The organism is Providencia sp. PROV003, assembly GCF_045040775.1.
GTDB classification, from domain to species: domain Bacteria; phylum Pseudomonadota; class Gammaproteobacteria; order Enterobacterales; family Enterobacteriaceae; genus Providencia; species Providencia huashanensis.
This window is the reverse complement of the sequence record NZ_CP096369.1, coordinates 2,418,817-2,433,627: the sequence shown is the minus strand read 5'-3', so window position 1 is coordinate 2,433,627 and position 14,811 is coordinate 2,418,817. Positions and strand designations below refer to the sequence as shown.

Here is a 14,811-nt window from a genome sequence, read left to right as displayed (position 1 = left end):
AGTTCAATGCTCTAAATAATTCGCGTTGTCGCTAGGCGGCAATTGAAAGTATCTCGGGGAGCATACACAAGTATGTGACCCGAATACTTGAAAGAAGCCAACACCGCGACAGTGCGAAATATAACAAATAGTTCAATGCTCTAAATAGTTCGCGTTGTCGCTAGGCGGCAATTGAAAGTATCTCGGGGAGCATACACAAGTATGTGACCCGAATACTTGAAAGAAGCCAACACCGCGACAGTGCGAAATATAACAAATAGTTCAATGCTCTAAATAGTTCGCGTTGTCGCTAGGCGGCAATTGAAAGTATCTCGGGGAGCATACACAAGTATGTGACCCGAATACTTGAAAGAAGCCAACACCGCGACAGTGCGAAATATAACAAATAGTTCAATGCTCTAAATAGTTCGCGTTGTCGCTAGGCGGCAATTGAAAGTATCTCGGGGAGCATACACAAGTATGTGACCCGAATACTTGAAAGAAGCCAACACCGCGACAGCGCGAAATATGACGAGCATTAGTGTTCACGGGCGTGGTTGATCGTATATTTTGGGATCTCGACCACTAAATCTTCATCAGTCACCAGCGCCTGACAACTCAGTCGGCTCTCAGGTTCTAAGCCCCATGCTTTATCTAGCATATCGTCTTCTAACTCACTGCTTTCTTCCAATGAATCAAAACCTTCACGAACAATACAATGGCAAGTCGTACAAGCACAAGATTTCTCACAGGCATGTTCGAGTTCGATACCACTGCGTAATGCAACATTTAAAATAGACTCGCCTTCTTGTGCTTCAACAACCGCACCGTCTGGGCATAAATCACTATGAGGTAAAAAAACTATTTTAGGCATAATTATATCTCATCCACAGAATGGCCTGACAGCGCTTGGCGTATAGAGCTATCCATACGACGCGCAGCAAAATCCTGCGATTGCTTATCCAGTTGTTTAATGGCATTTTCAATTACGGCCGGGTCAGTCCCCTCGACCGCTTTAATTAACTCATTGACTGCATTATCAATTTCCGACTCTTCTGTTGGCGTCAGTAAATTGGCATCTTGCGCTAATGCACTCGTTAAACTTTCAAGCACTCTTGCCGCTTCAACTTTTTGCTCCGCTAAGCGGCGCGCATTAAGATCATCTTGCGCGTTTGACATTGAATCTTTAATCATGCTTGAAATTTCATTATCCGTTAACCCATAAGATGGCTTAACTTGAATAGAAGCTTCTACACCCGTGGATTTTTCCATCGCACTGACACTTAATAACCCATCCGCGTCAACTTGGAAAGTTACCCGAATATGTGCGCCCCCCGCAGCCATTGCCGGGATATCACGCAAGGTAAAACGCGCTAATGAACGGCAATCGGCAACCATTTCACGCTCACCTTGTACTACGTGCACGCTCATTGCCGTTTGGCCATCTTTAAATGTAGTAAATTCTTGGGCACGAGCGACTGGGATAGTGGTATTGCGCGGAATCACTTTCTCTACAAGCCCCCCCATGGTTTCTAAACCAAGGGACAGGGGAATAACATCTAGCAATAACATATCACTGTCAGGCTTATTCCCAACTAGAATATCGGCTTGGATAGCCGCGCCAATGGCCACAACCTTGTCAGGGTCGATTGAGGTCAGTGGTTCTTTTCCAAAAAAATCACCCACTTTCTGGCGAACTAATGGCACACGCGTTGAGCCCCCGACCATCACCACATTCAACACTTCTTCTGCCTCAACTCCCGCATCTTTCAATGCTCGACGGCAGGCTAACAATGTCCGTTTAACATGATTTTCAATCAATGCATTAAATTGCTCACGGTGAATTTCACCATGCCAATTAGCGACATCAATGGTCGCAGTATTTGCATCACTCAACGCAATTTTTGTTTTGGTCGCAATATTCAATAATTGACGATTTAAATGATGATCACCTTGCAGTGAAACGCCAGCTTGATTGGCAATCCACTCGGCAAGAAGTTGGTCAAAATCATCACCGCCGAGCGCTGTATCACCACCAGTCGCTAATACTTCAAACACACCACGACTTAAGCGCAAGATAGACACATCAAATGTACCACCGCCGAGGTCATAAACCGCTATTACCCCTTCTTGCCCAGAGTCTAACCCATAAGCAATCGCCGCAGCCGTCGGCTCATTGAGTAAACGTAGCACATGTAAACCAGCAAGACGTGCGGCATCTTTGGTACCTTGACGCTGTGCATCATCGAAATAGGCAGGAACGGTGATCACGACGCCATCCATTTCACCACCAAGAGTTTCTTGTGCGCGTTTAGCGAGTGTTTTTAAAATATCAGCAGAAACTTGGATTGGGTCAACTTGGCCCGCAGCAGTTTGAATAAATGGTAAACCATTTTCACTGGCACTCAATTGATAAGGTAAATCAGGATAGCGTTTTTGAATATCTGCTAATGACCGCCCCATCATACGTTTTACTGAAATAACCGTATTCACCGGGTCCTGCTCAGCTAGTTGTTTAGCTTCCCAACCAACTTGTTTGCTATTTGCTTGATAATTCACAATAGAAGGCAATAAAAAACGCCCTTGGTTGTCAGGTAATGCGGCGGCTTCACCACTTCGTACCGTTGCAATTAAAGAGTGAGTGGTTCCTAGGTCAATCCCCGCTGCTAATTTACGTTGGTGTGGAGCAGCAGTCATTCCCGGTTCACTGATTTGTAATAAAGCCATAGTCGTTTTCTCTTAAAATTCGCCTAGTAACCGTTCTTCGAGTTGCTCAGCCTGTTGCTGTAGCTTATCGAGAAAACGCAATTTACGTACGGTATCAGCGGCTTTTTCCCACTGCATGGCATCCAGTTCGGTTACCATCAACACACTTCTTGTTTGTTGCATTTGCTTGACGTTTTTCATAAACGTGCTCAGTAGTTCAAGTGCATCAGCATTATTTTCGATATTGTCTAATTCTTCACGTAATTCAAGCTGCTCCATCAAAAATGCAGTGTCATGCATGGTATGTTGTTCATTATTAATATCGAAACCATGCAATGAAAGCATATATTCCGCGCGCTTAAGCGGGTGACGAAGGGCTTGATAAGCCGCATTAATCGTTGCAGCCTTTTGAAGTGCTTGCATCTTTTCCTGTTCGGAACAAGTTGCAAAACGGTCAGGATGGTATTGACGCTGTAAATCTTGAAAGCGCTGCGTTAGCTGTTCGCTATCAATAGCGTAAACGGGAGTTAACCCGAAAAGAGTAAAATAATCCATAAGTGCTCAGTTTCTCGAACCGGTAACCAATGCCGCCAGTATTAGCAACATCGGTCGAAAATCATGCTTATATGAAGGAATTATACGTGAAAACTTTCACCGCATCCGCATTCACTGTTGACGTTAGGGTTATTAAATTTAAACCCTTCGTTTAAGCCTTCTTTTACAAAATCCAGCTCGGTACCATCAAGATAAACAATGCTTTTACCATCGACGATAACTTTAACACCTTTGTCTTCAAAAACCGTGTCTTCTTCATTGATTATATCAGCAAACTCAAGGACATAAGCCATTCCTGAACAACCAGAAGTTCTTACACCTAAACGCAAGCCTTCACCTTTCCCTCGGTTTTGTAGGAAAGATTGAATTCGCTGCGCCGCACTTTCTGTAAGAGAAATAGACATTGCAAACCTCACTTTAGAAACAAATAAGGCAGATGCTACCGATTAGTCGCATCCGCCTTCAAATTATTTTATATCCGTCATCATTGAGCTGATGAGTGTTAACTTCCCTCAGCGATATTCACCCCAAATGATTACGGATAATCTGTCAGATATAGGACGATAACTTTTGTTATTTATTAATATTGGTTGCCCTATACACTAACATTTATACCTATTTGCTTTGGCGTTTGCTTTTGTAATCAGCAATAGCAGCTTTAATGGCATCTTCAGCTAGAATTGAGCAGTGAATTTTCACTGGCGGTAATTCTAACTCTTCTGCGATTGCTGTATTTTTGATTGACTCAGCTTCATCCAAGCTTTTGCCTTTCATCCACTCTGTAACCAATGAACTTGAAGCAATAGCTGAACCGCAACCATACGTTTTAAAGCGTGCATCTTCAATAATGCCGTCATCATTTACTTTAATCTGTAATTTCATGACATCACCACAGGCAGGTGCACCTACCATACCACTGCCTACGCTTGGGTCGCTGTTGTCAAACGAACCAACGTTGCGTGGATTTTCATAATGATCGATAACTTTTTCACTGTAAGCCATTTTTTATACTCCTGAAACCGTCTGATTAATGGTGAGACCATTCGATGCTGTTAAGATCTACGCCGTCTTTAAACATTTCCCATAAAGGAGACAGCTCGCGTAAGTGGCCAATTGCGCCATGAATCATTTTGATTGCATAGTCAATTTCTTCTTCTGTCGTGAAACGACCTAAAGAGAAACGGATTGAGCTGTGTGCTAGCTCATCATTCATCCCTAAAGCACGTAGTACATAAGAAGGTTCTAGGCTTGCAGATGTACATGCAGAACCTGAAGAAACAGCCAAATCTTTCAAGGACATCATCAGTGATTCACCTTCAACATAGTTGAAGCTGACGTTCAGAATGTGCGGCGCACCGTGTTCTAAATCACCGTTGAGGTAAACTTCTTCGATATCTTTAATGCCATTCCATAAACGTAAGCGTAACCCGCGTAAACGCTCGGACTCAGATGCCATCTCTTCTTTTGCAATACGATACGCTTCGCCCATACCGACAATTTGGTGAACCGCTAATGTACCAGAACGCATACCACGCTCATGACCGCCACCGTGTTGTTGTGCCTCAAGACGCACACGCGGTTTACGACGAACGTATAGTGCACCGATGCCCATTGGGCCATACAGTTTGTGAGCAGAGAATGACATTAAATCGACTTTTAATGCGTTCAAGTCGATAGGTAATTTACCTACACTTTGAGTCGCATCAACGTGGAAGATAATCCCTTTGCTACGGCATAATTCACCGATTGCTTCGATATCCTGAATAACACCAATTTCATTATTAACATGCATAATTGAAATTAAAATTGTGTCTTCACGGATAGCATCTTTGAGATCTTGCATGGCAATTAAACCGTTGCTTTGTGGTGACAAATAAGTCACTTCAAAACCTTCGCGTTCTAATTGACGGCAAGTGTCTAAAACGGCTTTGTGTTCCGTTTTACACGTAATAATGTGATTACCTTTCTTTTTATAGAAATTGGCAGCGCCTTTAATCGCTAAGTTATCAGACTCTGTTGCACCTGATGTAAAGACGATTTCACGTGGGTCAGCACCCACTAATTCAGCTATTTGGTTACGAGCAATATCAACCGCTTCCTCGGCTTGCCAGCCAAAACGGTGAGAACGGGATGCTGGATTACCGAAGTTCCCATCCATTGTTAAACATTGCATCATTTTTTCAGCAACACGTGGATCGACGGGTGTTGTTGCTGAATAGTCAAGATAAATTGGTAATTTCATTGCTCACATACTCCAAAGGTCAATATAGCTTGCCTTTAATTTTTAAAGGTACAAATAGCGGGTGCTAGCTCTTCGTCTAAAACCTCACCAAAATGTACCGACTGCAATTTTTAATATATTTTTTAAGCACGTACATTGATAATAGATTCAGGTGTTATTCCATTTGGCATGGTTTTACGCTGTTCATTATCTTGTCTATCAGCAACAACCATGACTTCTTGGTTTTTAACCAATTCGTCAAGACTAATGCTGCTAAGGAAACTTGTGATTCTATCGCTTAAGTCACGCCACAATGCGTGGGTTAAGCAGCGGTCACCATTTTGGCAACCTTCTTTATTACCTTGACAACGAGTCGCGTCAACAGATTCATCAACCGCAGCAATGACTTCAGCAACAAAAATTTGGTCTGCGTCTCTGCCAAGCAAATAACCACCACCCGGACCGCGGACGCTGGAAACTAGCTCGTTTTTGCGTAAACGAGAGAAAAGTTGCTCAAGATAAGAGAGGGAAATTCCCTGACGTTCAGAGATATCAGCTAAAGGTACTGGACCTGACTGAGAATGTAACGCGACATCTAACATCGCTGTTACCGCGTAACGCCCTTTGGAAGTGAGTCTCATAACATATTACTCCGTGGTAAATTATAGCAAGATTGTGACATTCCTGACTAATTTAGTCAACTATTTACCTGACTATTTTACTCAAGTATTATTCACCTACTTTTACCACGAGTTTAGCCTCACTTTTTCGCCCATTTTTCCATCGACGTTAGGATACCCCTTAAGATATGTAACTCTTGAGTTTCAATGTGCGCACGGGTGAACAAGCGACGTAATTTATTCATAATTAAGCCTGGATGTGCCTTACGAATAAAACCTGACTCATGTAGAACACTCTCAAGATGGACATAAAAACGCTCAACATCTTCTGATGGCGGGTATTCTACCTCATCATCCGGCGATATTACCGCATTTTTTTCATCCATAGCCAGATAAGCCATACGAATTTCATAACTCACCAACTGAACAGCCATCGCTAAATTTAATGACCCATATTCAGGATTGGTGGGAATATATAAGTGATATTGGCATTTTTGTAACTCTTCGTTAGTCAAGCCAACACGTTCACGACCAAAAACAATCGCCACTGGCGACTCTTTTGATTGGTTTACTGATTTTACACCACACTCACGAGGCTCAACCATGGGCCACGACAATGTACGAGAGCGAGCACTAGTACCAATGACTAATTTACACCCTTCTAAGGCTTCATCGAGCGTTTTGACGATCGTGGCATTACCGATAACATCACTTGCCCCTGCGGAAAGTGCGATTGAGTGTGAATCAGGCTCAACAAGAGGATTAACAAGATAAAGATTTGAAAGCCCCATGGTTTTCATTGCACGGGCAGTCGAGCCCATATTACCAGTGTGTGAGGTCTCAACAAGAACAATACGGATATTATCTAACATGGTTTATACGTTTAATGAAAAAATTATCGGCACAGTTTAACACAAAATTGCTTATTGTGACGAACATCTATATAATTCGGCTCTCTTGTTTTTCGTTCTTTAACATTCCAGTGGAAAAAGCCCATGCATCCGATGCTTAACATCGCCATACGTGCCGCACGTAAGGCCGGTAATCACATAGCTAAAAACTATGAAATGCCTAGTAATATCAAAGTGACTCAAAAAGGCGCTAACGATTTTGTCACTAACGTTGATCAAGAATCTGAGCAGTTGATTATTGAAATCATCCGTAAGTCATATCCTGATCATACTATTATCACTGAAGAAAGCGGTGAGTTATTAGGTAAAGATAACGATATTCAATGGGTAATCGATCCACTGGATGGCACGACTAACTTCACAAAACGCCTTCCCCATTTTTCTGTTTCTATCGCTGTGCGCGTTAAAGGCCGTACTGAGGTTGCCGTTGTTTATGACCCAATGCGTAATGAACTGTTCAGCGCAGTTCGTGGTCAAGGCGCGCAACTTAATGGTTACCGCATTCGTATCGATGAAAAACGTGGCCTTGACGGAGCTATTGTCGCAACTGGCTTCCCTTTCAAACAAAAGCAACATGCTCCTGCCTATATGAAAATTATGACGGCTATGTTTGATAAATGTGCTGATTTTCGCCGCACAGGCTCCGCAGCGTTAGATTTATGCTATGTCGCATCAGGCCGTGTTGATGCATTCTTCGAAATTGGTTTAAAACCTTGGGATTTCTTAGGTGGCAAGCTGATCATGCGTGAAGCAGGTGGTATTGTGACTGATTTTGTCGGTGGCCATAACTATTTAGCTTCAGGTAACTTGGTTGCTGGTAGCCCACGAGTGGTTAAAGATATATTATCCGTTATGAAAGACGAATTATCAGAAGCCCTTAAACGCTAATTACCCCCCGTTTGAAAAAAGCCCACAACAAGTTACAGTTCAAGCTGTCTTAAGTGGGCATTTTTTTGCATGTAATTTAACGAATGTGACTTAAAATAAAATAACCCCTTTAATTAACTCACGATTATTAATAACATCTTTCTCATAGCGCTCACCAATGGTATTAAAATCAAATTGATGAGTTAACATCATCTCACTTGTTAGCTTACCTTCCGACATCAACTTCGCTACTTTATTGAAATCTTCAAGCGTTGCATTACGGCTTCCCATCATTGTGGTTTCTTTCTTATGAAAATCGGGATCTGAAAAAGATAAATTGCCTTTAAACAAGCCAACAAATACCACTATCCCACCGTGGCGAATTAAATTAACGGCGCTATTCATCGCATGCGGGTTCCCCGTCGCATCAATGACTTTTTCCGCTAACTGCCCTTGGAAATTTTCTTCAATGACAGATAAATACATTTCATCCGCTGGGTCACAGGTTGTGACTCCCAGCACCTTTTCTACGTGCTGGCGCCTTGCTGCACTGGTATCTGCAACTAACACGTTAGCACCATCTGCTTTAGCAATAGCAGCAACACCTAAACCAATTGGCCCTGCGCCCACGACCAAAACCGTATCTTGAGATTTCACTTGCGCACGCCTTACCGCGTGAGCACTAATAGAAAATGGCTCAATTAACGCCCCATCAATATCACTAACAGTATCGGCGATTGCCAATACATTATTCTCTGGGACATTTAAATACTCACAAAACCCCCCATCTTCATGTACACCTATAACTGAGATTTTTTCGCAGCAATTCGTTTTACCACTTTTACAAGCTCCACATTCGTAGCAAGCAACATAAGGCATTACCGCAACACGTTGCCCTACTTTCCACTGAGTTACATCAGAAGCGACTTCACAAATGGTCCCCGAAATCTCATGCCCTAATACGCGAGGATATTGGAAAAAAGGTTGATTTCCTCCCCATGCATGAATATCTGTGCCACAAATTCCAATAGCATGGATTTTAATTTTTACCTGACCGGCTTTGACCACTGGCTCTTCAACTTGCTGATAGACTAGCTTTTTAGGTTCCCGACAAATCAATTGCTTCATATCATCCTCCATCAATTTATCTGTCTTTTTTAATTTAAAAAACATAATCTAGATATTAAACAAGCAGATTTTGTGATTAAATGTTTTAAAATCGGTTTTAAATCGGTTTTTTAAGAATAAAAATCAATTAGAGGGACCTCAAAATGGTGAGAAGTAAAAATTTGCGCTACGCTTCTATTAATGAATTTTTAGATGCTATTCATAAAAATTTGTTAACTTCGCCTTTTCCTTCTCAATCTTCCTTAGCGGAAATGTTTAATATCAGTCGTACAACTGTCAGGCACACGATTGAATATTTACTAGAGAAAAAAATTGTTGAAAAACAAGGTAATGAATATCACGTTATTCGATACCCAAACAAAACTGATTTCTTCCCAGTTGAATCAAGCCTGCCAGATCAGCAAATTGTGTTATTCGAAAAAGCGTTTTACCAAATGATTAAACGCAAAGAACTGATGCCTGGGGATACTTTTACAGAGTTACAACTCGCCAAGAAAAGCCATGTTAACTCCAGTGTGGTTAGGGAATTTTTGGTTGAATTTTCTCGATATGGGTTAATTAAAAATACCCATAGAGGCAACTGGCACATGATGAAATTTTCTCGCGAATATGCAGAGAAACTCTTTGAATTTAGGGAGTTGCTTGAAACAAATGCACTTACGCATTTTTTAAATTTACCCGCGGATGACCACCGTTGGATTTTAGCCAAAGAATTATTACTTAAACATAGGGCATTGCGCGAAACAGTCACGATTAATTATCGTGATTTTTCCCAGTTAGACTATGAATTACATAGCCTTATTTTATCGGGAGCCAACAATCCCTTTTTTAACCAATCACTTGAAATTATTACTGTTATATTCCACTTCCAATACCAGTGGGATGAGTCAGACTTAAAAGAAAGAAACGTCCTTGCTATCGAAGAACACATGACTATTTTAAGTGCTTTAATTAGCCGTAATGATATTGTCGCGATGAATGAACTTCGTCACCATTTAGATACTGCTAAACGGACTATGATCAATTCGATACAACAGACATATGAATAACCCTATTCAATCCAAGCGCTTGATTAAAAACTAATTGAGCGCCCTATGACTTACTATTATTATTCCCTCCTCCACGTTTAACCTGAATTTTTCACTAAAAAAACAATAGAATCATAAAAAACCAATCATCCTCACTTACCCAAAAAATAATATATTTCTTAATTATCATATAATTATATAAAAAATAATAATAATCACCATTTTAACAAAGATAAAAACCATGTTTTTAATTGATAAAAAACACATTAAAAACACCAAAAAGCCATTGACCCCACAAAATTGATGCAATTAATAGTCCGTAAAAAAAAATACTTCTAGTCTGAACCCACACCAGATGAATAATACACATAATAACTCGAGGAATAGTCATGGATAATTACCTGAATCGGCAATCAATGGCTAATAAGCAGTACCCAGAAAAAATTCTTCAGTTTGGGGAAGGTAACTTTTTACGGGCATTTATTGACTGGATGGTTGATCAACTGAATGAAAAAACAGACTTTAATAGCGGCATAACAATTGTCAGGCCGATTGATTCAACACACCCGTCAATCAATGAGCAAGATGGTTTATATACCGCCATCACTAGGGGAATCAACGAACAACAACAAAGTGTTTCAAATGTCAGGATCATCAATTCCGTTAATCGCGAAATTCTTATTTATTCTGAATATGATAAATTTTTAAGTTGTGCGGAAAACCCAGACTTACAGTGGGTTTTTTCCAATACGACCGAAGCGGGTATTGTTTATAAACAAGATGTTTGCTTGGACGATAGGCCTGCAAGTAGTTTTCCTGCAAAATTGACTCAATTTCTTTTCCACCGTTATCAGCATTTCAATGGTGATAAAAGCAAAGGATTGATAATCATCCCTTGTGAATTAATCGATTATAATGGTGAAAAATTAAAAGAATTTATCAATAAACACGCAGAGGACTGGAATCTACCTAATGATTTCATCATGTGGCTGAATAACCACAATACCTTTTGCTCTACGTTAGTTGATAGAATAGTGACAGGTTATCCTAAAAATGAAATCGGTAAATTAGAAAAAGAGTTAGGTTATAAAGATAAGTTTTTAGTTACCGCTGAATATTTTTATCTATTTGTTATTCAAGGACCAAAAGAATTAGAGAAAAAACTGAAATTAAATGAATTGCCATTAAACATAAAGATTGTCGATGACATTAAACCTTACAAAGAGCGTAAAGTCGCTATCTTGAATGGCGCACATACCTCAATGGTACCTGTCGCTTATTTAGCAGGAATTAAAACTGTACGTGAGGCCACATCTAACCCCATTTTATTATCCTTCACTAAGGATTTAATCGGTAACGAAGTGATCCCTGTGTTATCTCAAGACCCTACGGAGTTAAATGCTTTCGCATCCGCAGTTATCGACCGTTTTAACAACCCATTTATAGAGCATGAATTACTCTCTATCGCTCTTAATTCATTAACCAAGTTTAAAACTCGGCTATTACCTCAATTAATCTCTTATTCTAACCAATACAATCAAATCCCTTATTGCATTGCATTCTCACTCGCGGCATTGATTGTTTTTTATCGCGGGCAGTTTAATCAATTATCAATCCCATTGAATGATGATGATTATTTGCTCAAACGTTTTAAAGAATGGGATAGCCTCTATGATTCGGATACAAGGCAGTTAACCCAAAATGTCTTAGCAATGTCTGATTTATGGGGCTTAAATCTCAATGAAATTCCACAATTACAGGAAGATGTTTGCCAAAAAATAAATGCTATTCTGCATAATGGCACTGAATCCACTTTACGTGAAAGATATAAAAAAACTATTTAAAACAATAAATCCCCCTACAGGAGATACTTTTATGAAACTGAGCACATTGAACGGGAAGAAAATTCTTAGCTTAACACTCAGCACTATGATTTTAATGGGCAGTATGGCTGGTTCAGCTTTTGCTGATGCTAAATATAAATTAAAAGTTGCCTACGAAAATAATCCAGGCGAACCTTTTGACTTAGCAATCCATGAATGGGCAAAAAAATTCAATGAAAAAACAAATGGTGAAGGTGAATTAATCCCTTACCCAAGTTCACAATTAGGTTCTAAGAAAGATGTCATAGAACAAATGAAATTAGGTAGCCCATTAATTACTCTCGCTGATGGCGCTTTCTTCTCTGACTATGTCCCTGACTACGGTATTATGTTTGGTCCTTATTTAGGCCTTTCCTATCAAGATATTTTTAAATTAAATGCTTCACCTTGGTATGGCAATTTAGAACAGCAGTTGGATAAAAAAGGCCTGCATGTTGTATCTAAAGATTGGTTATATGGGTCACGTCATATTCTCGCGAATAAAATGATAAAAACGCCGGATGACTTAAAAGGTTTAAAAATCCGTGTACCAAATAATAAAATCCAAATTAAAGGCTTAGAAGCGATGGGAGCAACTCCAACACCATTACCTTTAGCTGAAGTTTATACCGCACTTAACCTTAAAATTATTGACGGTGCAGAAAACCCAATTCCTGTTTTATATGGCCAAAAACACCATGAAGCAGCGAAATTTCTTATCCTAACGGGCCATGTAGAAAACGTCACTAACTTAGTCATGGGAAGCAAAACCTACAGTAAATTACCTGAAAATATTCAACAAGCTTTGGTTGAATCAGGAAATGAAGCTGGCCAATATTTAACTGAATTAGTTCTAAAAGAAGAAAAAGAAATTATTGAAAAAATGAAGAATGAAGGGGTTACCGTCGTTGAAGTTGACCGTGAGCTTTTCAAAGAAAAATCTAAGCCATTCTATAATGAATTCCCAGAGTGGTCTGCAAATTTATACCAGCAAACACAAGATATTATTAATAATTAACCATCATGATTGGCGGTATATTCCGCCAGTCTTTTCACAATAATAAGGTTAGCTATTATTCTTGCAAGGATCTTCTATGTTTAAATTTCTGGGGAAATTAAGTGATATTGTATCATCACTCGCCGTCGCAGCGATTGTGATGATCACTATTCTTGCTGTGTTCATGCGTTGGCTTCTTAATGACCCTTTAATGTGGAGTGAAGAAGTTTTAATTATTTGCTACATCTGGCTTGTCATGATCGGTGCCGCTTCGGCCGCAGGTAAAAGAATGCATGTCAGTATTGATGCCATCACCTCTTTATTTCCTGAAAAAATACAGTTAGTTATCGCAGTATTCACCCATATTATGGCTATCATTGCTTTATCAATTTTCGGTTACCTTGGATACGAACTGTCTATTATTGCAGAAGATAAGATAACCCCAATTATTGGTGTTTCTTATTATTACATCGACCTCTCTGTTCCTATTGGTGCATCCATCATGGTGTTATTTTCAATTCAACATTTGTTGGAAGATATGAGCAAATTAATTAAAGGGGATAAACCATGTCAGTAGTTATCGCCTGTATTGTATTAATTTTCTGTTTTTTAATTAACGTCCCTATATTCTTAAGTGTATTAATCGCTTTACTCACTTATTTCTTTTCTGTTGGTGATATTTCTCCATTAATCGCCGTACAGAGAATTATTGGTGCAGGGGAAAACGTAACCTTACTAGCTATTCCTTTTTTTATTTTATTAGGAAATTTATTAAATTACACTGGAATAACCAGTCGAATGCTAAAATTCACTGGCACTTTATCCGGCCACTACCCTGGAGGTCTTGCTCAATCAAACGTATTGTTAAGCACCATGATGGGTGGGCTATCAGCATCTAACCTTGCAGACTGTGCAATGCTGTCTAAAATGCTAGTGCCTGAAATGACGAAATTAGGCTATGGAAGGAGTTTTTCTGCTGCTGTGACAGCCGCTGGTTCACTCATAACCCCAATTATTCCCCCTGGGATAGCCCTTATTATTTATGGGTTTGTTGCTGACGTTTCCATTGGCAAAATGTTTATGGCTGCAATTATTCCTGGCCTTATGTGCTGCCTTGCCTTAATGGTTACTATTTATTTGATTGCCAAGAGACGTGGCTATAAACCAGCAAGAGAAAAAGGACCAACTTGGTCAGAGGTATACCAAACCGGTAAAGGCGCAATGTCAGCTTTCTTGTTGGTTCTTGTGATCATTGGTGGAATTAGGTTTGGTATTTTTACCCCAACAGAAGCTGGTGCAATTGCTGTACTTTATGTCATCGTTATTGGTACCTTCTTTTATCGCGAAATGAAGTTAAAAGATATCGCCGCTTCGTTTCTCGAAACAGCTCGTTCAACCGCGAGTATTATGCTAATCATCATGACATGTTCCGCATTAGCATGGGTATTGACGAATGAGCAAGTAGCACAAGATGTCGCGCGAATGATGACCAATTTTTCTGACAATCCTTATGTATTTTTAATGATAGTCAATGCGGTTCTGTTAATTCTAGGCATGTTCATTGAAGGTAATGCCGCGATTATTGTGCTCGTTCCTCTATTAATGCCAACGGTGAAATTACTCGGTATCGACCCAATCCACTTTGGTATTGTGATGATATTGAATTTGGCTATTGGTTGTTTAACGCCACCAATGGGAACAGTGATGTTTGTCGCGACGTCTATCACAGGTGTGCGTATTGCTGACTTTATTCGTGAAGTATTACCGTTATTCTTCGCATTAATTGTTGTTTTATTACTAGTGACATTTATGCCTGTATTTACAACATTCTTACCAAGCTTATAAAAATAATACTAACTTTAGATGGCAAGTAGCTCAGAAAGCTACTTGCCCATTTTAATTAAGTGTTTTTATTTAAATTAATATAAATGAAATGC

Annotated in this window: 15 protein-coding genes; 6 read left to right on the top strand and 9 right to left on the bottom strand. The window is 39.8% G+C overall.

Annotated features, from left to right (window positions below):
- Window positions 1-517: 517 nt before the first annotated feature.
- The 8 genes from fdx to trmJ all read right to left on the bottom strand — a co-directional run bounded on the left by fdx (window position 518) and on the right by trmJ (window position 6,953).
- Window positions 518-853, bottom strand: a complete 336-nt coding sequence (fdx, locus tag M1F14_RS11035; protein ID WP_042844637.1) for an ISC system 2Fe-2S type ferredoxin — start codon at window positions 851-853, stop codon at window positions 518-520.
- A 2-nt stretch (window positions 854-855) separates the two neighbouring features.
- Window positions 856-2,706 carry a Fe-S protein assembly chaperone HscA gene (gene hscA / locus M1F14_RS11030; protein ID WP_042844638.1) on the bottom strand — a complete coding sequence of 617 codons (1,851 nt, stop codon included), beginning with the start codon at window positions 2,704-2,706 and terminating at the stop codon, window positions 856-858.
- Window positions 2,707-2,718: 12 nt separating this feature from the next.
- Complete coding sequence (gene hscB / locus M1F14_RS11025) at window positions 2,719-3,240, bottom strand: co-chaperone HscB (protein ID WP_042844640.1); 522 nt, start codon at window positions 3,238-3,240, stop codon at window positions 2,719-2,721.
- 80 nt (window positions 3,241-3,320) lie between these two features.
- Window positions 3,321-3,644 (bottom strand): iron-sulfur cluster assembly protein IscA, encoded by a 324-nt coding sequence (gene iscA, locus M1F14_RS11020; protein ID WP_004264913.1) that lies wholly within the window; start codon window positions 3,642-3,644, stop codon window positions 3,321-3,323.
- Between the two features lie 211 nt (window positions 3,645-3,855).
- Window positions 3,856-4,242 (bottom strand): Fe-S cluster assembly scaffold IscU, encoded by a 387-nt coding sequence (iscU, locus tag M1F14_RS11015; protein ID WP_004264914.1) that lies wholly within the window; start codon window positions 4,240-4,242, stop codon window positions 3,856-3,858.
- A gap of 25 nt (window positions 4,243-4,267) precedes the next feature.
- Window positions 4,268-5,482: an IscS subfamily cysteine desulfurase gene (locus tag M1F14_RS11010; RefSeq protein ID WP_042844645.1), complete on the bottom strand. Its 1,215-nt coding sequence runs from the start codon at window positions 5,480-5,482 to the stop codon at window positions 4,268-4,270.
- A 122-nt stretch (window positions 5,483-5,604) separates the two neighbouring features.
- Window positions 5,605-6,102 (bottom strand): Fe-S cluster assembly transcriptional regulator IscR, encoded by a 498-nt coding sequence (iscR, locus tag M1F14_RS11005; RefSeq protein ID WP_004264917.1) that lies wholly within the window; start codon window positions 6,100-6,102, stop codon window positions 5,605-5,607.
- Window positions 6,103-6,221: 119 nt separating this feature from the next.
- Entirely contained in the window at window positions 6,222-6,953 is a 732-nt protein-coding gene (gene trmJ / locus M1F14_RS11000; RefSeq protein WP_042844647.1) for a tRNA (cytosine(32)/uridine(32)-2'-O)-methyltransferase TrmJ, read from the bottom strand.
- 123 nt (window positions 6,954-7,076) lie between these two features.
- Between trmJ and suhB the strand changes: the two genes are divergently transcribed.
- The gene (gene suhB / locus M1F14_RS10995) at window positions 7,077-7,880 is read left to right on the top strand and encodes an inositol-1-monophosphatase (protein WP_042844648.1); all 804 of its coding nucleotides are present in this window, start codon (window positions 7,077-7,079) and stop codon (window positions 7,878-7,880) included.
- A gap of 90 nt (window positions 7,881-7,970) precedes the next feature.
- Here the strand turns inward: suhB and M1F14_RS10990 are convergent, their stop codons facing one another.
- Complete coding sequence (locus tag M1F14_RS10990; protein WP_232370488.1) at window positions 7,971-8,987, bottom strand: zinc-binding alcohol dehydrogenase family protein; 1,017 nt, start codon at window positions 8,985-8,987, stop codon at window positions 7,971-7,973.
- 143 nt (window positions 8,988-9,130) lie between these two features.
- Here M1F14_RS10990 and M1F14_RS10985 point away from each other — a divergent pair, with 143 nt between their 5' ends.
- From M1F14_RS10985 to M1F14_RS10965, 5 genes are all read left to right on the top strand, one after another.
- On the top strand, window positions 9,131-10,036 hold the full coding sequence (locus M1F14_RS10985; protein WP_042844651.1) for a GntR family transcriptional regulator: 906 nt from the start codon (window positions 9,131-9,133) through the stop codon (window positions 10,034-10,036).
- Window positions 10,037-10,404: 368 nt separating this feature from the next.
- A complete protein-coding gene (locus tag M1F14_RS10980) occupies window positions 10,405-11,859 on the top strand; it encodes a tagaturonate reductase (RefSeq protein WP_048607853.1) in 1,455 nt (484 codons plus the stop codon).
- A gap of 31 nt (window positions 11,860-11,890) precedes the next feature.
- Entirely contained in the window at window positions 11,891-12,895 is a 1,005-nt protein-coding gene (locus M1F14_RS10975; protein WP_071548209.1) for a C4-dicarboxylate TRAP transporter substrate-binding protein, read from the top strand.
- Window positions 12,896-12,971: 76 nt separating this feature from the next.
- A complete protein-coding gene (locus M1F14_RS10970) occupies window positions 12,972-13,451 on the top strand; it encodes a TRAP transporter small permease (RefSeq protein WP_048607855.1) in 480 nt (159 codons plus the stop codon).
- On the top strand, window positions 13,442-14,719 hold the full coding sequence (locus M1F14_RS10965; RefSeq protein ID WP_042844653.1) for a TRAP transporter large permease: 1,278 nt from the start codon (window positions 13,442-13,444) through the stop codon (window positions 14,717-14,719). Before M1F14_RS10970 ends, M1F14_RS10965 begins: the two co-directional genes overlap by 10 nt.
- The last annotated feature ends 92 nt before the right edge of the window (window positions 14,720-14,811 follow it).